This is a genomic window from Streptomyces verrucosisporus (assembly GCF_017114865.1).
GTDB classification, from domain to species: domain Bacteria; phylum Actinomycetota; class Actinomycetes; order Streptomycetales; family Streptomycetaceae; genus Streptomyces; species Streptomyces fenghuangensis.
Window position 1 is genome coordinate 146,909 of record NZ_JADEYH010000001.1, and the last position, 22,820, is coordinate 169,728.

24 protein-coding genes and 1 riboswitch are annotated in these 22,820 nt (G+C 73.0%); of the genes, 8 read left to right on the forward strand and 16 right to left on the reverse strand.

The features are described from left to right. Positions 1-5: 5 nt before the first annotated feature. Together IQ279_RS00750 and IQ279_RS00755 are read right to left on the reverse strand one after the other, a co-directional pair. Positions 6-971, reverse strand: coding sequence for a pyridoxamine 5'-phosphate oxidase family protein (locus IQ279_RS00750; RefSeq protein WP_206346279.1), 966 nt, complete (start codon positions 969-971; stop codon positions 6-8). An 83-nt stretch (positions 972-1,054) separates the two neighbouring features. Further along, entirely contained in the window at positions 1,055-1,519 is a 465-nt protein-coding gene (locus tag IQ279_RS00755) for a VOC family protein (protein WP_206346280.1), read from the reverse strand. A gap of 146 nt (positions 1,520-1,665) precedes the next feature. Here IQ279_RS00755 and IQ279_RS00760 point away from each other — a divergent pair, with 146 nt between their 5' ends. Beyond that, positions 1,666-2,256, forward strand: a complete 591-nt coding sequence (locus tag IQ279_RS00760) for a CGNR zinc finger domain-containing protein (RefSeq protein WP_206346281.1) — start codon at positions 1,666-1,668, stop codon at positions 2,254-2,256. A gap of 11 nt (positions 2,257-2,267) precedes the next feature. On the opposite strand, the gene IQ279_RS00765 is transcribed toward IQ279_RS00760, so the two are convergent. Then, a complete protein-coding gene (locus IQ279_RS00765) occupies positions 2,268-2,966 on the reverse strand; it encodes a CGNR zinc finger domain-containing protein (protein WP_206346282.1) in 699 nt (232 codons plus the stop codon). A 29-nt stretch (positions 2,967-2,995) separates the two neighbouring features. Between IQ279_RS00765 and IQ279_RS00770 the strand changes: the two genes are divergently transcribed. Next, the gene (locus tag IQ279_RS00770) at positions 2,996-3,565 is read left to right on the forward strand and encodes an HPP family protein (protein ID WP_372445053.1); all 570 of its coding nucleotides are present in this window, start codon (positions 2,996-2,998) and stop codon (positions 3,563-3,565) included. A 215-nt stretch (positions 3,566-3,780) separates the two neighbouring features. Next, on the forward strand, positions 3,781-7,041 hold the full coding sequence (locus tag IQ279_RS27670) for a winged helix-turn-helix domain-containing protein (RefSeq protein WP_307791972.1): 3,261 nt from the start codon (positions 3,781-3,783) through the stop codon (positions 7,039-7,041). 65 nt (positions 7,042-7,106) lie between these two features. Here IQ279_RS27670 and IQ279_RS00780 read toward each other — a convergent pair whose 3' ends face one another. From IQ279_RS00780 to IQ279_RS00810, 7 genes are all read right to left on the reverse strand, one after another. Next, positions 7,107-7,865, reverse strand: coding sequence for a (2Fe-2S)-binding protein (locus IQ279_RS00780; RefSeq protein WP_206346284.1), 759 nt, complete (start codon positions 7,863-7,865; stop codon positions 7,107-7,109). A 106-nt stretch (positions 7,866-7,971) separates the two neighbouring features. Further along, a riboswitch (cobalamin riboswitch) is annotated at positions 7,972-8,048 on the reverse strand. 216 nt (positions 8,049-8,264) lie between these two features. Continuing rightward, entirely contained in the window at positions 8,265-8,723 is a 459-nt protein-coding gene (locus IQ279_RS00785) for a type II toxin-antitoxin system VapC family toxin (RefSeq protein ID WP_206346285.1), read from the reverse strand. Then, the gene (locus tag IQ279_RS00790) at positions 8,713-8,982 is read right to left on the reverse strand and encodes a type II toxin-antitoxin system prevent-host-death family antitoxin (protein WP_206346286.1); all 270 of its coding nucleotides are present in this window, start codon (positions 8,980-8,982) and stop codon (positions 8,713-8,715) included. Before IQ279_RS00790 ends, IQ279_RS00785 begins: the two co-directional genes overlap by 11 nt. A gap of 153 nt (positions 8,983-9,135) precedes the next feature. After that, a complete protein-coding gene (locus IQ279_RS00795) occupies positions 9,136-9,360 on the reverse strand; it encodes a hypothetical protein (protein WP_206346694.1) in 225 nt (74 codons plus the stop codon). Between the two features lie 146 nt (positions 9,361-9,506). After that, positions 9,507-9,944 (reverse strand): DUF4259 domain-containing protein, encoded by a 438-nt coding sequence (locus tag IQ279_RS00800; protein WP_206346287.1) that lies wholly within the window; start codon positions 9,942-9,944, stop codon positions 9,507-9,509. Positions 9,945-10,109: 165 nt separating this feature from the next. Next, positions 10,110-10,313, reverse strand: a complete 204-nt coding sequence (locus tag IQ279_RS00805; protein ID WP_206346288.1) for a DUF397 domain-containing protein — start codon at positions 10,311-10,313, stop codon at positions 10,110-10,112. Continuing rightward, a complete protein-coding gene (locus IQ279_RS00810) occupies positions 10,310-11,194 on the reverse strand; it encodes a helix-turn-helix domain-containing protein (protein ID WP_206346289.1) in 885 nt (294 codons plus the stop codon). The genes IQ279_RS00805 and IQ279_RS00810 overlap by 4 nt, the downstream gene beginning before the upstream one ends. 200 nt (positions 11,195-11,394) lie before the next feature. Between IQ279_RS00810 and IQ279_RS00815 the strand changes: the two genes are divergently transcribed. The 3 genes from IQ279_RS00815 (at position 11,395) to IQ279_RS00825 (ending at position 14,310) form a co-directional block, all read left to right on the forward strand. Next, positions 11,395-12,165 carry an ATP-binding protein gene (locus tag IQ279_RS00815; RefSeq protein ID WP_206346290.1) on the forward strand — a complete coding sequence of 257 codons (771 nt, stop codon included), beginning with the start codon at positions 11,395-11,397 and terminating at the stop codon, positions 12,163-12,165. Beyond that, positions 12,162-13,430 carry a tyrosine--tRNA ligase gene (gene tyrS, locus IQ279_RS00820; protein WP_206346291.1) on the forward strand — a complete coding sequence of 423 codons (1,269 nt, stop codon included), beginning with the start codon at positions 12,162-12,164 and terminating at the stop codon, positions 13,428-13,430. Before IQ279_RS00815 ends, tyrS begins: the two co-directional genes overlap by 4 nt. 244 nt (positions 13,431-13,674) lie before the next feature. After that, positions 13,675-14,310, forward strand: a complete 636-nt coding sequence (locus tag IQ279_RS00825) for a hypothetical protein (RefSeq protein WP_206346292.1) — start codon at positions 13,675-13,677, stop codon at positions 14,308-14,310. An 8-nt stretch (positions 14,311-14,318) separates the two neighbouring features. Here the strand turns inward: IQ279_RS00825 and IQ279_RS00830 are convergent. Continuing rightward, positions 14,319-15,082 (reverse strand): IS5 family transposase gene (locus IQ279_RS00830; RefSeq protein ID WP_372445054.1). Its coding sequence is split into 2 segments (ribosomal slippage): positions 14,319-14,725 and positions 14,725-15,082, totalling 765 coding nucleotides; the frame shifts between segments, so codons are not numbered across the junction. A 211-nt stretch (positions 15,083-15,293) separates the two neighbouring features. Then, a complete protein-coding gene (locus IQ279_RS00835; RefSeq protein WP_241027380.1) occupies positions 15,294-15,626 on the reverse strand; it encodes an ATP-binding protein in 333 nt (110 codons plus the stop codon). A 356-nt stretch (positions 15,627-15,982) separates the two neighbouring features. Here IQ279_RS00835 and IQ279_RS00840 point away from each other — a divergent pair, with 356 nt between their 5' ends. Continuing rightward, the gene (locus IQ279_RS00840) at positions 15,983-17,053 is read left to right on the forward strand and encodes a small ribosomal subunit Rsm22 family protein (protein ID WP_206346294.1); all 1,071 of its coding nucleotides are present in this window, start codon (positions 15,983-15,985) and stop codon (positions 17,051-17,053) included. A 71-nt stretch (positions 17,054-17,124) separates the two neighbouring features. Here IQ279_RS00840 and ddaH read toward each other — a convergent pair whose 3' ends face one another. Next, entirely contained in the window at positions 17,125-17,934 is an 810-nt protein-coding gene (gene ddaH, locus IQ279_RS00845) for a dimethylargininase (protein ID WP_372445055.1), read from the reverse strand. Between the two features lie 457 nt (positions 17,935-18,391). On the opposite strand from ddaH, the gene IQ279_RS00850 reads away from it, so the two are divergent. Beyond that, positions 18,392-19,126, forward strand: coding sequence for a bifunctional DNA primase/polymerase (locus tag IQ279_RS00850; RefSeq protein WP_206346295.1), 735 nt, complete (start codon positions 18,392-18,394; stop codon positions 19,124-19,126). A gap of 48 nt (positions 19,127-19,174) precedes the next feature. Here the strand turns inward: IQ279_RS00850 and IQ279_RS00855 are convergent, their stop codons facing one another. The 3 genes from IQ279_RS00855 to IQ279_RS00865 all read right to left on the reverse strand — a co-directional run bounded on the left by IQ279_RS00855 (position 19,175) and on the right by IQ279_RS00865 (position 22,811). After that, complete coding sequence (locus IQ279_RS00855) at positions 19,175-20,161, reverse strand: SCO2278 family lipoprotein (protein ID WP_505011405.1); 987 nt, start codon at positions 20,159-20,161, stop codon at positions 19,175-19,177. Positions 20,162-20,337: 176 nt separating this feature from the next. Beyond that, entirely contained in the window at positions 20,338-21,999 is a 1,662-nt protein-coding gene (locus IQ279_RS00860) for a cellulase family glycosylhydrolase (RefSeq protein ID WP_206346296.1), read from the reverse strand. Positions 22,000-22,145: 146 nt separating this feature from the next. After that, positions 22,146-22,811 (reverse strand): biliverdin-producing heme oxygenase, encoded by a 666-nt coding sequence (locus IQ279_RS00865; protein ID WP_206346297.1) that lies wholly within the window; start codon positions 22,809-22,811, stop codon positions 22,146-22,148. Between the last annotated feature and the right edge of the window lie 9 nt (positions 22,812-22,820).

The following is a 22,820-nucleotide window of genomic DNA, read 5'->3' on the forward strand; positions in this document are numbered from 1 at the left end:
AGACGTCACCGGGAGCTTGCCGGACCGCCCGCGGGAGCGGGAGGGTTGAAGCGTGAGAACTCGGGCGGGCTCCACCCGGCGGGCACGGTGCCGGGCAGCTCGACGACACCGGTGACGGTGAACTCAACCGCGCGCCCGGTCTCCGCGTCCCCGGGGCCCCCGGCGGCCCCCGCGCCCCAGGTGATCTCCGCGGTGCCGGTGAGGTGGAGGGTGGCGCCGGTCGCGTAGTCGGGCACCACCAGGCCCGCCCTGGGATTGACCAGCAGGTTCCCCAGGGTCAGGAGCATCGCGTTGCCCGTGTAGTCCGGCCAGCGCAGCCGGGTGGGCGTAAGAACCTGGAGGAAGCCCGGGTTGCCGCCCCGGTGGGAGGCGTCGGCGCGGCCGTGCTCGTCGGCGGTGGCGACGAAGAAGGTGTCGGCGCCGGCGACGAGGCGCCGCTGCCCGTCGTCGAGGCGGTCGCCACGGCGGACCCGGGCCGGCCGTGCGGCGAGCGGCGCCGACGGCGTACCCGGACCGGGCCCCGGAGGGGTGCGCTTCTGGATGTACTTGGGGCAGTTGGCCACCACCTGGTCGAGATCGACGAGCAGCCCGCCGCCCTGCGGGTGCGCCGTGCCGTTCATCCGCATCCGCCGCCGGGTGGCGGTGTCGATGGCGAGCATACCCAGACGGGCCGGGCGCTCCAGGGCCGACGCCAGGGGATCGGCCGGGGCCGGGCGGGCCGCGACGGACAGGCTGCGCTCGTCCGGTGCGCGCAGGAACCCCGCGGGGCCGGTGAGCACGGTGGCCCACACGTCCCCGCGCTCGTCGGCGGCCCCGGCGACCAGCAGGCGCTGCTCGGCGAGGAAAGCGGCCGCCACGGGCGGCACGGTGTCGCGAATCGCGCGCCCGGAGATCTCGGCCTTCCGGCGCAGGCCCGCGCGTTCCTGGGCCTCGCGCTCGCCGCGGTGGTACGGGCCGGTCGCGGTGGTCATGGTGGCTGCTCCTCGGGACGTGCGGCGGTGTCGGTCGCGGGCCGCACGGCCGGGCGGCTGCCGCCCGGCCGTGTGATGGCGGATCAGAAGAAGCCGCAGGTGGGGGCGGAGGCGACGGGGGCCGCGGCGGTGTCGGCACCGGTCAGGGCGTAGATCTCCAGCCGGATGCCGTCGGGGTCGGTGAAGAAGATCCCTCCCGAGGCGGCGCCCTCGCCGTGGGGGACGACGCCCTCGTAGGCGAAGGCGGCGCCCAGACCGCGCAGCACCTCCTCGGCCGCGCGCACCTCCTCGACCGTCTCCACCTGGAAGGACAGGTGGTGCAGGCCGGGCCGGCCGGTGGCGAACCCGCCCTCGCCCTGCTGCCACAGGGTCACCATCAGGCGGCCCTCGCGGCCGAGGAAGGCGAAGGCGCGGCCGGGCTCGCGGCTCTCCGCCTGCACCTCGAAGCCGAAGACCTCGCGGTAGAAGTCCAGCGAACGGTCCAGGTCGGTGACGTTCAGACCGATGTGCCCGGTCTGCAGGGCGGCGGGGGCGGCGGTAGCGGACATGACGGAACACCTCCAGCCGGCGTCCGGGGCCATCCCGGACTAACCGTTGAATGTGACTTTAAGGGTTAGGTCGAATGGGAGGCAACCTCTTATGTGGTGATAGCCGGTTAGGCTGGGATGGTGAACGGCTGACGGAAGGAGCTCGTATGGGTGACGACGCGGGAGACACCGGTCCTCCGTCCAGGGCGCCCGGCCCCGACCCCAGGCCCCTCCTGGGCGAACCGCTCAGCCTGGACCTGCTCAACACCCGGTGGATCGACGGCGGCACCCGGCACGATCTGCTGGAGGACCTCGACGGATTCGGCGTGTGGCTGGCCGGCCACGGCCTGCTGGAGAGGACCGGCGCCACACCGGCCGCCCTGACGGCGACCCTCAGGGCCCGCGAGGCGCTCCAGGCCGTCGTCGCCGACCCCGGCGACGGGTGCGCCCGGGAAGGGCTCAACGCCGTCCTGGCGCGCGGGCGCGTCCTGCGCAGCCTGGGCCCCGAAGGCCCGGCCGAGCGGGCCGAGACCGACGATCCGGCCTGGCTGGCGGCCTGGCTGGCCGCCGACGACTACCTGCGTCTGGTGGGCGCCGCCCCCGACCGCGTCCGGGCGTGCGCCAACGACGGGTGCGTCCTGCACTTCTACGACGTCTCCCGCAACGGCACCCGCCGCTGGTGCTCCATGTCCGGCTGCGGCAACCGCGCCAAGGCCTCACGCCACTACGCGCGCGCCCGTCGCCGCGAGGGCCGTTAGCGGCCGGCCGATCAGGACCGCCGCTGCCTGTTGTGGCGCGCCACCCGCACCCGGTTGCCGCAGGCCGGAGTGCACCACTCCCGGCGCCGGTGGGACTTGACGAAGTACAGGACGCAGCCCGGGGCCGCGCAGGCGCGCACGTCGCGCCGCCCGGGGCCCGTCAGTAGCTCCACACCGGAGACTGCCACCGAGCCCAGCAGGACCATGAGGGGGTCGGGCTCGGCCCAGCGCACCACCGGGCCGTCCGCCGCCCCGCTTTCGCTCCCGTCCCCGATCTCGGGCCAGCTCACGGCCAGCCTCGCGGCCCGGTTCACCACCGCGACCGGCCGTCCGCCGTAGGGCTCCTGTGCGACGCAGGCGCGGCTCAGCTCCCTCAGCGCCTCGCGCAACCGCCGGAAGCCCGCCAGATGGGAAGCCGTCGCCGGGGCGTCCGCCCGCCGGACCGGTTCCCGGGGGAACGCCTCCGCGTGCTCCTCCAGCCACAGGTCCAGTTCGGCCGGGGTGGTCAGCGCGTCCACCGGGCCGCCGCGCAGCCCGCCGTGGACGAACGTGGTGTTCACCAGCTCCAGCGCCAGTGGCTCTCCGCTCAGCGGTGGCCGGGGCTTCGTCCCGCTCTCCGTCTCAACCGCCCCCTCGCCGAACCGGGTTGCCCTCTCGCCGACGATGATGCCATGCTCCTCACCTAATGGATGATGTGCGAGTTGACCCATTAACAAACGGCGGGCGCCCGGAGGTCTTTGTGACGGCAGAACCACCCCTGCGCACCACACCGGCACCGGCCTCGCGGCAGGCCCCGCCGCCGGCGTCGGCCGACACCTCCGGGCGGCTGAGCAGCCGGGCTCCCGCGCGCCCGCCCGTACTCACCGTCGCCGCGGCCACCGCCGGCTCGGTCACCGGGCTCGTCCTGCTGGTGGCCGTCGGCGCCTGGCTGGACCAGGTCTGGCTGATCCCCCCGCTCGCGGCCAGCTCCGCCCTGGTCTTCGGCGCCCCCGCCCTGCCCCTGGCCCAGCCGCGCAGCGTCGTCGGCGGGCAACTGCTTTCCGCGCTCACCGGGTTCGCCGTCCTGGCGGTGGCGGGAAGCTCCGCGTGGGGGGCCGGGATCGCGGGCGGTCTCGCGCTCGGCGTGATGACGCTGGCCCGCACACCCCACTCGCCCGCCGCCGCCACCGCCGTGATCGTCGTGGCCCAGTCGCCCGCCCCGGTGGCCTTCCTCACCCTGCTGGCCGCCGCCTCAGCGCTCCTGGTCGCCGTCGGCACCGCCACCGGCAGACTGCGCGCCGCCGGCCGCTACCCCACCTACTGGTGGTGAGGGACGGCCCCCCGGCGGCCCCGGGGGCGGGGGCGCAGGGCCGTGCGGGCGGCGGGGAACGTCCACGGCAACACCGGCCATGCCCGGAGAGTGACCCCGGCTTGACTGGCGGTCAGCGCCCTGATGCGCTTGGGTGACCAGAAACCATTCGAGTCGGGGGTGTCCGAGTGTCTCGGTCGGATCTGCGGGCGTTGTTCCGGTCCAACGACCATGAGGTGAAGGCGGTCGACTTCTTCGCCGACCGGCGGGATGAGTGGGACACGGTGGCGGAGAGCCTGATACGGCACACCCGGCGGGTACGGGAGCCCGGGTTCGACGTGGAGGACCTGGAGTCCCCGCGCCGTAACGTCCTCGTCTTCTACGGGGTGGGCGGTATCGGCAAATCCACGCTGTCGCGCGGCATCACCGAGCACCTGGCAGACGGCGAGGGAGGCCGGGGCGACTGGCCCGCGCTCGGCCCGGAGGCGGGCCGGGTGGTGCCGGTCCGGGTGGACCTGTCCCGGGACTCGGGCGGGGACTTCGAGTCGCTGATGCTGGCGCTCCGGCTGGCCGCCGCAGAACTCGGACAGCCCATGCCGACGTTCGACATCGCCTTCCAGCGCTACTGGGAGCGCAACCACCCTGGCGAACCGCTGGATGAGTACCTGCGGCGCCGCACCTGGTTCAGCCGCTTCCCCGGCACGCGGACGATGTCGGGGCAGATGCAGTCGGCCCTGGCCGACGTGGCGCAGGCGGTGGCGCTGCCCGGTACGGCGGGCGCGCTGGTCGGCCAAGGGGCGCGCTCACTGGTACGGGCGCTGCGGGAACGCCGGCACCAGGTGAGGTCGCTGGCCGAGTGCCGGCGGCTGGCCGATCTGCTGGAGGCCGACGCGGACCTGGAGGCGCTCAGCTACTACGCCCACCTGCTGGCGTGGGACCTGAGCAGGGTGCCGGAAAAGCACCGGGCGACACTGGTGGTCCTGCTGGACACCTTCGAGGACGTCGGCGACCGCGTCCACCGCGATCTGGAGCGACTGATCCAGCGCATGGTGTGGCTGATGCCCAACACGCTGTTCGTCGTCACCGGCCGCAACCGGCTCCAGTGGGACGATCCGAAACTCGAAGGCCAACTCGACTGGGCGGGAAAACATTTCTGGCCCCAGCTCGCGGGCGGCGCGAGCGAGGAGCCGCGCCAGCACACCGTGGGCTATCTGTCGGCGGAGGACTGCGAGACGTACCTGTGCGAACGGCTCACCGTTGACGGCCGCCCGCTGATGGACGAGCGGACCCGGCATCTGGTGACCGCCAACTCCCACGGTCTGCCGCTGTATTTAGACCTCGCGGTGATGCGCTTCCTCGACCTGTACCGACGGTACGGGCGGGCACCGCAGCCGAGCGAGTTCAACCTCGACTTCCCAGCCCTGGTCGCGCGGACCTTCCGCGATCTGAGCCCGAGCGTGCGGCACGTACTGCGCGCGGTGAGCCTGCTGGACTCCTTCTCGGTGGAGTTGGCCTCGACCGCCGCCGGACTCGACCACGACGCCCCCGCGCTGGAACTGGTCGAGCGCCCGTTCGTGGACAGCGATCCGGGCGCACCCTGGCCGTACCGGATTCACGAACTGGTCCGGGAAGCGGTCCGGGAGGCCGACTCCACCAGCGAGGACCGCTGGAGCACGACTGACTGGCGGCGGGCCGCACAGCGCACCTTCGACGCCCTGGGCCGCGAGGCGGTAGGAGACCGCACCCGCCTGGTGGCAGCACTGCGGCAGGGCATGCGCCTGGCGCGCGACCACGGCCTGGACCTGGGGTGGCTGACGGACGCGGCCTTCCGCTACGTCGACGACTTCGTCTGGGAGCCCGTCGAGATCCCCGGCTCCCCGGAGGCCGCAGCGGACCCGGACCCGGACGCGATCGGGAGCGCGGCCGAGGCACTGGCCATGGCACTGTCCGCCATCGCCCGGCGCCAGAGGCAGCACCGAGGCCTGACCGCCGAGCGGCTGCGCACGGTGCTGGACTCCGGGCGGCTGCCCGAGTCGCTGCTCGAACTGCCCAGGTACTTCCTGGCCGAGTGCGACCGGGACCTGGGGAACTTCGACCGCTCCCTGGAGGGGATGAGGCAGGTTGCCGACTCCGGAGGGCGGCTCGCCCCCACCGCCGCACGCGGCCTGGTGCACCTGGCCCGCCGAGTGGGCCGCTTCCCCCAGGTGCGGGAGGCCGCCGAGACCCTTGGAGCGGAGGGCCGCCGCGACCGGGTCCTGGGCGATCTGTGGTGGACCCAGGGAAACACCGCCCTGGCCTGCTCCTCGTACGCGGCGGGACGCGACGAGGCGCTGCGGCTCGGCCAGCCGGGCGAGGCCGCGCTCTCCCAGGCATGCCTGGCTTTCGCCGCCGCCTTCCAGGACCGTCCCCGCGCGGCCGAGCAGATCGCCCGCGCCGAGGAGATGCTGGAAGGGGTGTCGATTCGGTGGGCGGAGATCCAGACCCGCATCGCCGCCCTCGTACGGGACGCGGGCGTCGCCCCCGACCTGCCGCGGCGGGCGGGGGAGACCGCCGCGCAGGCACACGAGGCCGGACTGACCTCCTCGGCTGCATACGCCCGGTTCGCCGCATGCCTGCACGCGGCGGTCCTCGGCTCGCCCGAACTGCTGGCCGAGGCGCGCGCTCGGCTGGGAGAGTGCGTACGCGGCGAGGAGTTCGCGTACCTGGCGGAGCTGTCCCACCTCATGACGGGGGAGGAGCCCCCACCCGGCCTGCCCCAGGCGCGCTGGCTGGACGGCCGGGAGCGGGTCCGGGCCCGCTGGACGGCCATCGTCGAGGACCGCCGCCGGGAAAACGGCACGAGCACAGGAGAGTGGAACGGGTGGCGAAAACGCGCCGGATGCCCGGCCCAGCCGGGCACCGGGCGGGCGACACTCCGGCGAGCCGGGCGTTCCTCCCGAAGCCTCGGCGAACCGCACAACGCGGCGGCCCGGAGCGCGGGTGGGAGGCCGGCGGGGCCGCTCCCCGGCAGAATGAGCCGCATGGCCGCAGACAGGGAAGCAGCGTTCGCGCTGCCGCGAGGCGCCACGGGCTTCTTCCGGCCGAAGGACGGGCCGCTGCCGGAAACCGACCGGCGGACGTTCCGGGCGGCGCTGTACACGGCCGCCCGGGAGGCCGGAGGCCGGGTGGGCGAGATCGAGGAGCAGGCGTACCCCCGTACGTTCCACACCGCGACGGTCGTCGGGGGCACGGGCGAACACGTCATCCTGTGCCACGCCCACCACCCCTGGATCGCGTTCGCCCGGGAACGCCGCGACTGGTACAGGGACGAGTTCCTCGAACCGCCACCGTGGGCCCGTGCCTTCACCGATCCGGGGTTCGCGGTGCTCGACCACGCGCAGCTCACCCTTCCGCTTTCCGACGTCGACACCTCGGTCCTGGACCAGGGCCAGTGGCGGGAAGTCCGCTTCTACGGCATCTCGACACTGGGAGGAGCGCTCTTCAGCGCATGGGACTGACGTCCGGGCAGGCTTCCGTTTCCGGCGCCGGACGGTAGATGCCAGGCTCAGCGCGTCCGCCCCCGTCAGGCCGTGCGGTCGCGCTCCGCGTACGCGCGCAGCCGCTCCTCGCGGCCGGTCAGGCAGCAACTCGCGCAGCGCACCGCCTCGGCGGAGGTGTAGTAGAGGCAGCAGGTGCGGCGCAGGTACACCAGCCGCTCCCGCCCGTCCCCGGCCCGGCGCACTTCCGCCACCTCGCCCAGCCCGGCCAGTCCGCCGGGGGCCCCGGCGGCGAACAGTTCCCACCGTCTCCGGAGCACACCGGGGTCGCCGTCGAAGGCGCACAGGGCGGTGGCGCAGCCGTGGGCCACACCGCCGCGCAACTGCCGCAGCCCGGCCCGGGTGCGCCGGTGCAGGGCGTCGGCGACGGGCAGCAGGTGCTCCTCCAGGACGGTGCGGCGCAGCAGCGCCGCCGAGTCCTCCCCGGGGCGGGCCGCGCACAGCCGCGCCTCGCGCACCCGTACGCCCGCGATGCCGTGGCCCGATGGCCGGAGGAGGACGTTGCCCGCAGTCATGTCCGGCACCTGGCCGGTCAGGGCCCAGTGCAGCACGGCGGCGGCCGTGACCCGGCCCGCGTAGACCGCCATCACCGTCAGCGCCGCGGCGTGCTCGGTGCGGTGGCCGCTGCCGCGGTACTCGCAACCGATCAGCCTGCCGAGTTCCCCGCTTCGCGGGTCGGAGAGCGCGGACGCGGCCAGCCACTCCTCGGCCTCGGCGGCGGGCGGCCCGCCCACGGTGACGTGCCAGCGGGGCCCGTACGGCGCGGGCTTCCACGGCCCGCTCATGACGGCCCGCTCACGACGGGCCGCCGGTGGACGGCACGGGATACGGTCATGGCCTTGCCTCTCCGGGGATGTCCTCGTCCCCTGGCCGAAGCGGAAGGCGGCGCGTCAGTGTCTGACTCCCGGCGCCCCGCCGGGGCGCCGGTCACAGTGGCGGGACCGTACCGGGCTCTCACCGGTTTCCTGTCCGTCGCCGCCCGGGATGGTCACGTCAAGTCTGTCAGGCGGCGGACGGACGCGGGACCCGCCGTGACGAAGCGCACGGCGGCGCCCCCGACCCCGGCGGCGCGTTCCCCTGGCGATCTCCTCGTGTTGGCGTGCGGCGTTCACGGTTCATGAGCGGCAGTCCTCCGTGGCGCGGTGGGCCGGTGCCGACGCCAACGGCCTTGCCGGGGCTGGGACTCACCGCTCGTGCGGCACCACCGGGCGGGTCACGGGAACCACGGTGAGGAGGTCATCCAGTCCTTTGAAATCGTCGGGGTTGGTGGTGAAGAGCGGCAGGTTCTCGGCCACCGCCACGGAGGCGATCATCAGGTCGGCCATGCGACGCCTGGGCTTGCGGCCGACGGAGATCACGGCGGCGCAGACCCGGCCGTAGGCGCGAGCCGCTTCCACGCCGAACGGGATGGGGTCGAACTCGTTCTCCGCCCGCTGGAGCACGTCGAGTCTCCTGGCGCGCTCGGCATGCTCGTCGTAGTCGCTCTGCTCCTCGTTCCGCCGTACCTCGTGAGGGCCGGCGGACAGCTCTGCCAGGGTGATACCGCTGATCGCCATCTCTGCGGGCAACTCCTCAGGGTTCACCCATCTGCGCAGGATCATGATGTTGGTGTCGATCAGGCCCTGACGGTGCTCAGCGGGCATAGGGGTCGTCCGCCTCCTGCTCGGCCGTGCGGTCCTGGTCCGCGCGGAAGGCGTCCAGGGAGACGCCGGGAGCGGTGCGGGACATCGCCGCGAACTCCGCCCGGGGGACGAATCGCCTGCGTCGCCGCAGTGGGACCAACTCGCCGACCTCGTGGCCGTCGCGGGTGACGGTGAACGACTGTCCGGCCTGGACGGCGTCCATGATCTCTTTGGACCTGCTGCGCAGGTCGCGCTGGGTGATCTCGGGCTGTGCGGTCATACGGTCCAGGGTACGCCGGGTGTGCCACGTGGTGCTACCTGGTGGCACTGTGGTGTGCCGGCATCGCGGCACACGAAGCCCACGGCCGATGAGTTCCCGTGACGCCCGTAAGTCCGGTTCTACGGAGTCCCGCGCCTGCCCTGCCGGGTGGGGTCAGGCGCGCTTCGCGTACGCGCGCAGCCGTTCCTCGCGGCCGGTCAGGCAGCAGCTCGCGCAGCGCACCGCCTCGGTGGAGGTGTGGTGAAGGCAGCAGGTGCGGCGCAGGTATACCAGCCGCTTCCGCCCGTCCCCGGCCTGGCGCACTTCCGCCACCTCGCCCAGCCCGGCCAGTCCGCCGGGGGCCCCGGCCGCGAACAGCTCCCACCGCTCCCGGAGCACACCGGGGCCGGGGTTGCCGTCGAAGGCGCACAGGGCGGCAAGTCCGACAGGCGGCGGGCGGACGCGGGACCCGCCGTGACGAAGCGCCCGGCGGTGCCCCCCGGTTCCGGCCCGGGTTCCGCGATCCCCCGGTGCCGGGTCACCGGTCAGGCGTCGGGCGGTGCTTCTTCCCCGGAGCCGGACTCGGGCGCGAGGACGGCGCGGAGGCGGCCGATGCCCTGCCGCCACCCCGGGCCATGGCTGGTCTCGTCCCAGAGTTCGGCCAGCTCGGACTCCCCGGCGACCACCCGGTCGAGCGCTTCGACGGCGAGCGGACGGAGGTCGTCGGCGAAGGCGGGAAGGGCCTGCCTGGGCCCGTAGCCCGTGCCGACCGGCTCACCGCCCGGACACCGCGCCGCGACGAGAGCGGCGGCCGCGACGGCCTCCGCGCCCTCGGAGCCGTCGAGGTAGTCGCGGGTCCGCGCGACGCGGCCGAGCGTCGCACGGACGAGACCATCGCGTTCGTCCGGGGCCGTCTTGTCCAGGGTGCCGGCGAAGTCCGCTGCCGCATCGTTCTCGAAGGGGCCGATGTCCCAGGTTCCCACGGTGATCTCCTCGTGTCGCGGTGTGCGGCGATCATCGCAGCGGCCACTGACAGCGGCCGTTGTGAGGAGAGCGGGACGCGCTTTCGCGGGAGGGCGGAGCCGGCGCGGCCGGTGTGCCGGTCCTCCCGGGCGGGGCGCCGCCCGGGAGGACCGCCGGGGCGCGGGTCAGCGCAGGTGGTCGAGGAAGGCGGCCCAGGCGTCCGGGCTGACGCCGAGGACGGGGCCGGCGGGGCGCTTGCTGTCGCGGACGGGGACTATGCCGGGTACGTCGTCCGCCACCTCGACGCACTCATTGTTGCCGCCGCTGTGTGTACTGCTGCGCCACGTCGCGACCGACAGGTCCGGGGTGCTGTGGCGTGTGCTCTTCATGCTCTGTGCTCCTTGGCCCTGCGGTGGATGACGGAACGGGACTCCACCGGAGAGAGCGCCGATGTGCGTGCGGCGTCGAACAGATCCCGGTATCGGGCGACCTCCGCCTCACGCTCAAGCCACATGGAGCCGGTCGGGTTGTCCGCCAGCACCACGTCAAGCGCCCCCTCCTCGGGGAAACCCAGCACTACGTACGGGCCGAACATACTCGCATGGGCTCCGCGGGAGAACGGCAGTACTTGGACAGTCACGTTGGGATGCTCGGAGGCGTCCAGGAGGTGCTGCAGCTGAGCCCTCATGACGTCCGGACCTCCGACCTGCTGGAGAAGCACGGCCTCCGAGATGACGGACCAGAGGCGCAGCGGGGACTCGCCGGTCAGCCTCTCCTGGCGTGCGAGGCGCACCTGCGCGAACTTCTCGATCTCCTCCGCCTTCTGCCACTGCTGCGAAGCCACCGTCACGGCCCGGATGTACCCGGGTGTCTGGAGCAGTCCCGGAACGAGCTGCGCCTGGAAGGTGCGGATGGAGTCCGCCATGGTCTCCATCGCGATGTAGTCGCGGTAGGTGTCCGCGAGAACGGAGCTGTACTGGTTCCACCACCCCTGCCTGCGGCGGCGGTTGGCCTTGCGTGCCAGTGCGGCCAGTCGCTCGCGAAGGTCGGGGTCCGATACCCCGTAGGCATGCAGCATGGCGGTCAGGTCCGGGAGCCGGACCGCCACCCGGCCGTTCTCGATTCGGCTGATCTTGCCCTTGGTGCAGTCGAGGGCCTCGGCGGCCTGGACGGTCGTCAGTCCTGCCGCTTCCCGCAGCCGCCGCAACTCGTCTCCGAGTTGGCGGCCGAGAACGGTGGACGGGTTCGGGGTGTTGCTCTTCGCAAGCATGCCGACACGTTTAGCAGAGCAGCAGGCTTCACGGAATGGTATTAATCCGAAAGAGGGAACATCGTCATCATCTTTGTTGGAAACGTTGCAAGTACGCTCGATCCGCTCTCATTCTTCTGGTCATGGACACCGGAGTCCTACGGCCAACTGGCCGCTTCCGCAGGGGACTCCGGCCGAGCGTCGATTCCCTGGGAGCTGCCATGGCCACACCGCATCACGTCTCCTTCCGGCTTTCTCGCCGTCGCGGCAGCGTGCCCAGAGCGCGGGCGCTGCTGGGGGCGGTGCTCGGTGAGTGGCGGGTCGGGCAGGACGTGCTGGAGACGGCGGAGCTGGTGCTGTCGGAACTGGTCACCAACGCGGTGCGCGTACGGGTGCCGAACGACCGGCAGGTGGGGGTGCGGATCGCGCACTCGCGGGCGGACGGCCTGCTGCGGCTGGAGGTGAGCGACGCGGGGGACGGATGGCCCAGGGTGCGCGACCCCGGCGAGGACGACACCGGCGGGCGCGGCCTGCTGCTCGTGGAGGCGCTGGCCCACCGCTGGGGGGTGCGCAGGCGCGCGTGCGGGATCGGGAAGACGGTGTGGGCCGAACTGAAGGCCCCGGATCTGGTGGCCGTGCCCGTCGAGAGGGAGATCGCGGCGGTGACGGCCCAGCCCGGCCAGCGGGTCAGGCTCTGGGGTGTGTGGAAGACGATCCGCAGCGTCAGGGGGGAGCGGTCGCCGCTGGGCGGACTCGTCATGGTGCTGGGGCTGGACGACGGCCCGGCGATGCGCGTGGACGCCGCCGAACCGCTGGTCGTCATGGACGGCGGGGCGGACGTGACTGCCGGGACCGCCGTGACCGCCGACGCGGACCGGCCGGCGGACGGGAACGAGGCGGACCGCGCGGTCAGCGGGAGAACGGGGGAGGGGCCGGAGCACTACACTGGCCGCCGGACCGGAACACAACCTCAAGGAGACACGGGACCGTGACGGCCATCGTCGAGGAGTTCAGGTGGCGCGGGCTGCTCGCCCAGTCCACCGACGAGGACGCATTGCGCAAGGCTCTGGCGAACGGCCCCGTCACGTTCTACTGCGGCTTCGACCCGACCGCGCCCAGCCTGCACGTCGGGCACCTGGTGCAGGTGCTCACCGTCCGCCGGCTTCAGCAGGCCGGGCACCGGCCGCTGGCCCTGGTGGGCGGTGCGACCGGCCACATCGGCGACCCCCGGCCGACCGCCGAGCGGACCCTGAACGACTCCGAGACCATCGCCGGGTGGGTGGCCCGGCTGCGCGCGCAGATCGAGCCGTACCTCTCCTTCGAGGGCGACAACGCGGCGGTCATGGTCAACAACATGGACTGGATCTCGGGCCTGTCCGTGATCGGGTTCCTGCGGGACGTCGGCAAGCACTTCCGGGTGAACAAGATGCTCACCAAGGAGTCGGTCGCCCAGCGCCTCGCCTCCGACCAGGGCATCTCGTACACGGAGTTCAGCTACCAGCTGCTGCAGGCCCTGGACTTCCTGGAGCTGTACCGGCGGTACGGCTGCACCCTCCAGACCGGCGGCAGCGACCAGTGGGGCAACCTCACGGCCGGCCTGGACCTGATCCACCGCCTGGAGCCGCACGCCGATGTGCACGCGCTGGCGACGCCGCTGATGACGAAGGCGGACGGCACCAAGTTCGGCAAGACGGAGACGGGCACGCTCTGGCTGGACCCGGAGATGACCACCCCGTACGCGTTCTACCAGTTCTGGCTGAACACCGACGACCGGGACATCTCGCGGTACATGCGCATCCTCTCCTTCCGCTCCCGCGAGGAGCTGGAGGAGCTGGAGCGGATGACCGAGGAGCGGCCGCAGGCCCGTACCGCGCAGCGCGCCCTGGCCGAGGAGCTGACCACCCTGGTGCACGGCGCCGACCAGTGCGCGGCCGTGGTCGCCGCGTCGAAGGCGCTGTTCGGACAGGGCGACCTCGCCGGGCTGGACGAGGCGACGCTGGCCGCCGCGGTCTCCGAACTCCCCAACGCCAGGGTGAGCGAGCTCGGCCAGATCACCGAGCTGTTCGCGCGGGTCGGCCTGGTGGCGAGCAAGTCGGCCGCCCGCCGCACCGTGAAGGAGGGCGGCGCCTACGTGAACAACGCGAAGGTGACCGCCGAGGACGCCGTCGCCACGGCCGACCAGCTGATCCACGGGCGCTGGCTGGTGCTGCGGCGCGGCAAGAAGAACCTGGCGGCCGTCGAGGTCACCGGAGCCTGACACGGCCCGGACGCTCCACCGGCGCGGTCCCTCCCTCGGCTCACCGGGGGAGGGACCGCGTCGCCGCTACGCCCTCGCCCCGGCCGCCGGTTGTGGAAGAATCCCGCGCGGGGGGCGTCGGCAGGTTCCGCCGGGGGCAGGGCCCGGCACCCCGGCCAGGCAGGCGCGGGTGTCCCTCCCGTTCTCCCAGGCCGCAGCCCGATTGCCGCGCGGTGGATCGGGACTGAGTGAAGGGCATGGTGCGATGTCCGGTCCGACCACTTCGAGAGAAGAGGAGATAGCTTTCCTCTCCTCGCTCTACCAAGCCGAACGCGCCGACACCGCGGCAGTGTTCACCAACACTCTGGCAGTGCTCGGTTTCGCCCTGACCTACATGGCGGCCGTCGCCGGATATGTGACCACCTCCGGCTCCCTCAACGGCAGCGTTCTGGCGTTCGCCCCCACTCCGGCGTGTGCGCTCCTCGCCTACCACCAGGTCATGGTCGGGATGAACGGGGCGAGATCGCACGCGGCGTTCCTGATCGAGAAGAGGCTGGCGCGCCTCGTGGCCATGGACCCCTCCCTGACCCAGGGCACGCCGACGCGGAAAAACCATGAGCATCCGAAACGGGATTACAGGACCTTCCGGTTCGGTGTGACCGTCGGCGAGGAGTTCCTCGATCCCGGCGTCTCCTCGTGGGGGCGCAGCTCGGCCACGATACTGGTCTACGGCTCCCTGCTGATCATGACCGCGGCCTTCTCGGCGCATACGCTGTGGCTTTCCTTCCGCCATGAGGGCGGGGTATTCAGCTACGCGGGATGCCTTCTGTGCGCGGTCCTCATGGCGTCGATGGCGTGGAACATGTGGTTGAACCTGAAACGCCCGGAAGTGCGACCTTAGAGGATGTCTCATGTGGTGACTGCGGTCAGCCGTTTGTAGCAGGTCAGGGCAGCTGCGAGGCCGAGGAAGGCGAGGAAGTGTTCGCCCTTGCGCTCGTACCGGACGGTGAGGCGGCGGTAGCCGAAGAGCCAGCTGATGGTCCGCTCGATCCGCGCGGCGATGCACCGGCTGCGGAGCCATCGGCGGTGCTCGATGGAGTGATACGCCTTGTCGGCCCGGAGCTTGCCGGGTCTGCGGCGGCGTGGTCCGCGCCGGGACCGTATCGGCGGTATCCCACGGACCAGGGGCCTGAGCGCATGGGTGTCGTGGACGTTCGCGCCAGAGACGCCCACGGCCAGAGGCAGGCCCTGTGCGTCGGACAGGACGTGCGGTTTGCTCCCCTTCTTGCCCCGGTCGACCGGATTCGGCCCGGTCAGCGTGCCCCCTTTTTGGCCCGCACGTTCGCGGCGTCCACGATGGCCGAGGTCCAGTCGATCTCCCCGCGTGCTCCGAGTTCGTCCAGGACCGCCCGGTGAAGCCGCCGCCAGACCCCGGCCTTCGTCCAGGCGGTGAACCGCCGGTGTGCGGTCGCCGGCGAGACACCGAACGTGTCGGGCAGCATCCGCCACGCACACCCGCTTGTCAGCACGTACACCACCGCCGCGAACGCCTGCCGCTCATCGACCGGAGCCGTGCCCCCGCCCTGCCTTCGCGGGGTGAACTCCGGAAGCAGGGGCTCCACCAGAACCCACAGACCATCAGGAACCAGACGAGAAGAGAGGTCACCGGCCACAGACAGCATCATGCCCGACGCCGATCAAGCCACATGAGACACTCTCTTAGCTCCGAATCGTCGCGGCGGTTCGCCGGTCGCCCCGGTGGGCGGCCCTTCCCGGGCGCGGGCCCCTCGTTGCCGGGGCTGTTCCGCCGCTGCCGCGGTGTCCTCCGCCCGGATGCGCTCCGCCCGCGGCCGGGCCGTAGCCGGGCCGGTGCCGGCCCGTGCGTCAGGCGGCGGTCCGGAGCGGGAAGGACGCCCGGATCGTCTTGCCCTCGCCCGGACGGAGGGCGACGGTGACCTCGGTGGCCAGCTCGCGCACCAGCAGCCAGCCGAAGCCGCCGGGAACGGAGGGGTTTATCTGCACCGTCCTGGGCCGCCGGACACTGGCGTCCGAGACTTCCACCAGCACGCCGCCATCCCCGGGGGCCAGGCGGAAGCCGGTCACCCCGCCGGCGTGACGGACCGCGTTGGACACCAGCTCCGAGACCCCCAGCAGCACGGCGTCCACATCGGCCTTCGAGGCGTCCGGCTCGGCCACCCGGAGGAAACCGCGTGTCATCTCCCGTGCCCGGTCCCCGGACTGTGGCGGGCGGCTGGTCAAGCGCTCCGGTGGGCGGCCTTCCCTGTGCATCGGTCCTCCTCGCTTCGGAGCTGCTTTCCCAACTCCACTGCGTCGTCTGCCCCCGAGTGCGCCGCCGAACACAATCGGATCCGGTGATCCGGATTCCTTCCCGGAAGGGGGAGGGGATGCCGCAAGGGTTGGCAACAGTCGCTGGCATATGCAATGAAGGAAAGGGGTCCGCGGCCGCGAGAGGCGAGCGGGGCGAATCCATGAGTGCCCGCCGCAAAGAGGTCCACGACGGAGGGCAGGATCGGACGCGCGGGCGCGGGGGCGGCCCGCCTACACTTGGACCGGTGTTCGCCCCCCTCCACACCGACGACGAGCTGCGCGACGCGCTCGCCCGCCTCCTCGACGGACTGCCGCCCCGGCAGGCCGCTGCGGCCGTCGAGCGGCTGATCAGCGGCTACCGGGGCAGCGGCGCCGGCGCCCCCGTCCTGCGCGACCGCGGCGACGTCGCCGCCTACGCCGCCTACCGGATGCCCGCCACCTTCGAGGCCGTCCGCGCCGCCCTGGACGCCCTCGCCGACCGGGCCCCGCATCTGGACCCGTCCACCCACCTGGACGTGGGCGGGGGGACGGGCGCGGCCGTGTGGGCCGCCGCCGCGGTCTGGGGCGACGGCCCGGAGCGGACCGGGAACCCCCGGTCGACCACCGTGCTGGACCGCTCCGAACCCGCACTCGCCCTCGGCCGCGAGCTGGCCGCCGGCTCCGGCTCGGCAGCCCTGCGCGGGGCCGAGTGGCGGCAGGAGCGCATCGGCGCCGCACCGGGGCTGGACGCGGCCGACCTGGTCACCGTCTCCTACGTACTGAACGAACTGCCCGAGGACGCCCGGGGTGCGCTGGTGGACGCCGCCGCCTCGGCGGCCCGGCGGGCGGTGGTGGTCGTCGAGCCGGGCACCCCGGACGGCTACCGGCGGATCATCGAGGCACGCGGCCGGCTGATCGGCGCCGGGCTGCGCGTACTGGCCCCCTGCCCGCACAGCGGCGCCTGCCCGATAGAGCCCGGCACGGACTGGTGCCACTTCGCCGCCCGCGTCAGCCGCTCCTCCCTCCACCGGCAGGTGAAGGGAGGCTCGCTGGCGTACGAGGACGAGAAGTTCTCCTACGTGGCCGCCGTCCGCCCCGGCGCGGGCGGCGGCGGCCCGGAAGGCGGCCCGGAGGGGACGCCCGCCCCGGCGCGGATCGTACGCAGGCCGCAGATCCGCAAGGGCCAGGTCCTGCTCGACCTGTGCACCGGGCCGGACGCCGAACGCGGCGGGCTGCGGCGCGAGACCGTCACCAAGCGCCGCGGGCCGGCCTACCGCGCCGCCCGGGACGCGCACTGGGGCGACGCCTGGGACGACGGGCGGTCCGGCGGGCAGTAAGGCGGGCAGGGCGGCGCCGGGGACTGACGCCCCGACCCCGACCCCGCCCCCGAACCGGACGGCGGCCCGGATCAGCCGCGCAGCTCCGCCGTGCAGCACTTCACGCTGCCGCCGCCCTTGAGCAGCTCCCCCAGATCGACGCCGACCGGCTCGTAACCGCGCTCGCGCAGCGGCTCGAACAGCCCCACCGCCGCCTGGGGCAGCACCACGTGGTGCCCGTCGCTGACCGCGTTCAGGCCGAAGGCGCGGGCGTCGGCCTCCCCGGCGATCACCGCGTCGGGGAAGAGCCGGGCCAGCACCGCCCGGCTGCCGGGCGAGAACGCCCGCGGGTAGTACATGACGGCGCCGTCGCGGGTGTCGTCCAGCACGCACAGCGCCGTGTCCAGGTGGTAGAAGCGCGGGTCCACCAGATCCAGGCCGACGACCGGGCGGCCGAAGAACTCCTGCGCCTCCGGGTGGGACAGCGGACTGCTGCGGAAGCCGCGCCCGGCCAGCAGCCAGGAGGCGGTGACGGCGAAGTCCCCCTCGCCCTCGTTGACGTGCTCCGGCTCGCGCACCTCGGCGAAGCCGCGGGTCCGGTACCACTCCCGGTGCACCGCGGCCTCCCGCGCCCGCTCCGGATGGGCGAAGCGGGCGCCCAGCACCCGGCCGTCCACGACGAGCGCGCCGTTGGCGGCGTACACCATGTCGGGCAGCTCCGGGTCGGGCTCCAGCTCCTCGACGGTGTGGCCGAGCGAGCGGTAGGTGTCGCGCAGGGACTCCCACTGGGCCACGGCCAGCGGGAGGTCCACGGGCTTGGCGGGGTCCATCCACGGGTTGATGGAGTAGGTGACCGCGAAGTACGCCGGTGGGCACATCAGATAGCGGCGGGGTGTGTACACGAAGAGGCTCCTCACAGGATCGCTGTGTGCCGGAGGTGTCGCGCTGTGTCAGCACATCGTCCACCCGGCCGGGCTTCCCTGTCCTGTCCGGGAGGAGGATTTCCGCTGTACGGAGCAGGACGTCCGCGGGCGGGCCGGGCGGGGCCGGCTGTGACCATCACGACCACCGTTCGATTACTCATCGGGGGCGCGGAAGGAGCAGGATGGAGAAGGACGCTCGGGATCCGCGGATTCCGCCCGGCCGAAGGCGCTCGGTTTCGTACCCTCGAAACCCACGGCTCAGGTCGCGCGTGGGGTGGTACGCGATCTCCGCTCTCCTCTCGTGAGGAGAGGCTTTTCCAAGTCGGAGGTCGCTGCCCGGCCCGCCCCGGCGCCCCGCGGGACCGGCCGAGCACCGCAAACCAGGGAAGCGATTCCCCCACAGGCCCAGGCCGGTGGTCCCAGCGCTAGGAGTCCGATGGAACGCGAAAGCAGATTCTCCCGGTGGCTGCGCCGACGCTCCCGCGGCGCGCACGCGAGCGCCGTGCAGGAAGCGGCCCGCGTACGGGAGGACCTGCTGCTGACGGCCGCCGCCGCCGGCTTCCCCCTGGCCCCCGCCGCGCACCCCGAGGGCTACGGCTGCTCCTGCGACCGCATCGGCTGCCCCACCCCCGGCCGGCACCCGGTCTCCTTCGCCTGGCAGACCCAGGCCACCACCGACCCCGAGCAGATCGCCCGCTGGGCCGCCGGCCAGCCGTCGGCCAACTTCATCACCGCCACCGGACGCACCCACGACGTGCTGGACGTGCCCGCGGGCGCGGGGCGGGCCGCGCTGGAGCGGCTGGAGGCCGAGGGCGTCGAGGTCGGGCCGGTGGCGGTGTGCGGCACCGGCCCCCGGACGGGACGGATGCTGTTCTTCACCGCCACCCGGGGCACCCCGGCCGACGAGGACGAGTGGTGGCCGTGCGAGCTGGACTGCCACCCCGAGACCCTGGAGGACCACCCGGGCCTGCGGTGGCACTGCCGCGGCAGCTATGTGCTCGTACCCCCCGCCCGGCTGCCCGGCGACGACTCCGACTCGGTGGTGGGCTGGCTGCGCGCCCCCGAGCGCCCGCTGCCCGACCCGCTGACGATGCTGGAGGCGCTGACGGACGCCTGCGCCACGCACGCGCGGGAGGAGCCGGACCACGCCGCCCCCTGGCCGGTGCGCTGACGCGCCGGGCCCCAGGTCACCACCGGACCGCCGGGGCCGCCGCCGGGCTCACTCGCCCTTGGCGCCCGTCAGGCGCTGGAGGCGGTAGACCAGCGTGATCTCCGGGTCGCCGGCGTCGGCCGGAGGCACGGCCGCCGCCTGGAGGCCGAGGCGGACGTACGTCACCGACTGCCGCGGCGTCCCTTCCATCAGGGCTTTGACGTAGGGGTCCTTGACCTGCGGCTTGTAGCCCTGGGGGACGGTCTGCCGCATCTGGTGGTGGGTGGTGAAGAACACCAGCGCCCCGCCGTCCCCGGTGCGCAGCCCCACCGGCGCGAACCGCTCGTCCCGGGCCGGGAGGTCGGCCCACTGGGTGCGGGCGCCCGGGTTCGCCGCCGTCTTCTTCCGCTCCTGGCGCAGGCCGCTGGTGGCCGGCCCGTCGGCGAAGGTGTCGCCGCCCTCGCGCAGATAGTCCGTGTACGCCTCGCCCAGATCCTCCGGCGCGACGGCCAGCCGGGCCGACGCGCCGGCGGGGACGGCCTCGACGTGGCCCTCGCCGTCCTCGGCGAACTCCGGCACGGCGGAGGCGTCCAGCACCGACAGGTACGACGCCTTCCACCTCTCCTCGACGCCGTCGCGGGTGAAGACCAGCAGCCAGCGCTTGCCGGGGCTCTGGCTGGAGGCTGTGTCGGCGACGAAGAACTTCGGCCAGCCCGCCTGCCGCGGTATCAGGAAGCGGGCGTCGGTCAGCTCCAGGTCCCGGTGGTCGGGGCTGCCGTCCGGGTGGACGGCACGGCGGGCCCGCAGCCCGGCCTGGTCGACGGCGCCCAGCGCGCCCGTCTCGATGGTGGCGTTCAGGGAGGCGTCGTGGGTGCGGTTGGCCTCGTTGTTGGTCTCGGTGAAGTGGTCGAGGACCTTCGCCGCCTCCGCCCCGGTCACCGCCGGGACCACGGCCCTCTCGCCGTGCACCGTGACACAGCCCGGCAGTACCGCCACAGCGGCCAGCGCCGTCGCGAGCACCACCGCACGCCTGAGCCCACGCGCCTTCGTCCGCACTCTCCTCGACCCCTCCCGGACCATCACGAGGCTTCCCCGGCCCGAACCCTACCGGTGCCCCGCGGAGGCCGGGCGAGGGGATGGGCCGGGCCCGGGACACGGCGAACCCGGCCCCGCCCGGGGTCGGTTCGAACGGGCGGAGCCGGGCCGTCACACCTACCGCGTCAGGACGCGCGTCAGGACACCGCGCAGGCGGCGCCGTCGAGCGTGAACGCCTCCGGAGCGGTGTTGGAACCGTTCCAGGTGCCGGTGAAGCCGATGGTCACCGAGCCGCCCGCCGGGATGTCCGCGGTGTACGAGGCGGGCTCGACGGTGACATCCGCCCCGCTCCGGCTCGGGGTGCCGCCCCACATGTTGGTGATGGTCTGGCCGTCGGCGAACCGCCAGCCCAGCGTCCAGCCGCTGATCGCGGAGGCGCCGGTGTTGCGGACGATCACCTCGCCCTGGAAGCCGCCCTGCCACTGGCCGACGATGCTGTAGCCGACCGAGCAGGCGCCCGGCGCGGGGTCGCCGCCCCGGCTCGTGGTGACGTCCACCGTCGCCGAGCGCTCGGAGCGGTTGCCGGCCGCGTCCCGCGCGTACACCGCGAAGGTGTAGGAGGTGTCGGCCGTCAGCCCGGTGAGCTGTGCCGAGGTGCCGGTGACGCTGCGCACGGCGGTCTCGGAGGCACCGTCGACGCGCACCACGTCGTACGCGGTCACCCCGGTGTCGTCGGAGGAGGCTGCCCAGGACAGGGTGGCGCCTGTGGAGGTCACACCGGATGCCACCGGGGTGCCGGGCCGGGTGGGGGCGGTGGTGTCGTCCGGGCCGCCGGGGCCGCCGTAGACGGTGGCCTCCTTCGCGGTCGCGGCGATGCCGTTCGCGCCGTTGAAGAGGCGCTCGCCCCAGCTCGTCATGGCGTCCGGGTCGAAGCCCTCGACCATGTCCAGGTACTCCACGCCGCCGCCGTTGCCGCTCCAGGACCAGCCCAGGTAGCCCAGGCCGAGCTGCTCGGTGGTCGCCAGGATCGCGTCCTCGTCCGGGTTGCCGTCGCTGTGGTCGTGCCCGAACTCGCCCACCAGGATCGGCAGTCCGGCGTCGGTGAAACGGCCCAGGTAGTCGCGCACCTCGGTGGCGGTGTCGAAGACCCCGTACATGTGGACGGAGAACATCGTGTTGCGGTCGGGGTCGGCGGCGAAGACCGACGCGGCGTTGTCGCGCATGGTGAACGACCAGTCCTGGCCCCAGTTGGGGGCGTCGACCATCAGCGCGTGGTCGAAGCCGGCGTCGCGCAGCTTACCGATGGCGCCCCTGGTGTCGTCGGCCCAGTTCTGGTAGCCGCTGTTGCCGTGCGGCTCGTTGCCGATGTTGACGACGATGTAGTCCTCCTGGCCCTCCAGCGCGCTCTTGACGCTGATCCAGTAGTCCGCGGCCTGGTCCAGGGAGGCCGCGCCGCTCTGCTCGCCGTAGCCGGTGGTGTCGTGGACCTCCAGCACGCAGATGAGGCGGTTGGCCTTGCACTCGGAGACGACGTTCGCCACGTCGGAGGCGTCGTTGCGCGTCCAGCGGTCGCCGCTGCTGAGCACGACCCGCACGGTGTTGGCGCCCTTGGCCTTGATGTGGGCCAGGGAGTCGAGCTCGCCGGTGTACCAGGTGTGGGCGTGGTTGACGCCCCGCATCACGAAGTCGTTCCCGTTGCCCTCCAGCAGACGCCCGCCGCTGACGTGGAGGCCGGCGGCGGCAGTGCTCCCGGTGGTCCCGGACGCGGCCTGCGCGCTCTGGCCCAGGCCGGACAGCGGCAGCAGTAATCCGAGCAGGGCCCCCGAGACGGCGGCCCTGCGGGTGGTGCGTGGTCTCATCTGTCACTCCAGTGAACCGTATGATTGACAACGATGTCAGACCGGCGGGACGCGAACACCCGTCGGTCTGGTGTGGAAGCGCTCCCAACCAATCGCCACCGTCGACGCCGCGTCAAGAGGTGTGACGTGAATCGGTTCCGGAACCGTCAGGCGCTGAGCGGGAACTCCTCGCCCAGCTCGCGGAAGACGGCGGTGTTCAGCGTGAAGGCGCGGCGGCACTCCTCGGCGATCCGCTGCTTCTCCAGATCGTCCGCCGGCACCGCGTCCAGCGCCGCCCGGTACTCGCGCTTGAACGCGGCCGGGTTGTCGACGCCCTCGAAGACGTAGAAGCGCACGCCGTCGCCCTTGCGTGCGAAGCCCCAGGTCTTCTCGGCCTTCCCCCGGATGATCTGGCCGCCGGACAGATCGCCCAGATAACGGGTGTAGTGGTGCGCGACGTAACCGCCCGGCCACCGGCCGGCCAGCTCGGCGATCCGCCCGGCGTACGCGGCGGTCGCCGGCAGCGGGACCAGCGACCCGCGCCAGCCCTCCCCGCCGTGCAGATGGGTCAGATCGCGCTCCAGGGCGGCGGTACGGGCCAGCTCGGGCCGCAGGAACGGTCCTGCCACCGGATCACCGGCCAGCCCCTCGGCCCCGTCCTCCAGGGCCCGGTAGACGAACCAGAGCTGCTCGGTGTAGCGCCGGTACGCCTCCACCCCGAGCCGGCCGCCCAGCAGGGCACCCATGAAAGCGGAACCCTCCGCCTCCGTGTGCTGCTGCCGGGAGGCCTCACGGATGAGGACGGAGAACGGAGTCGTGGCGGACGCGACCAAGGCGGGCCT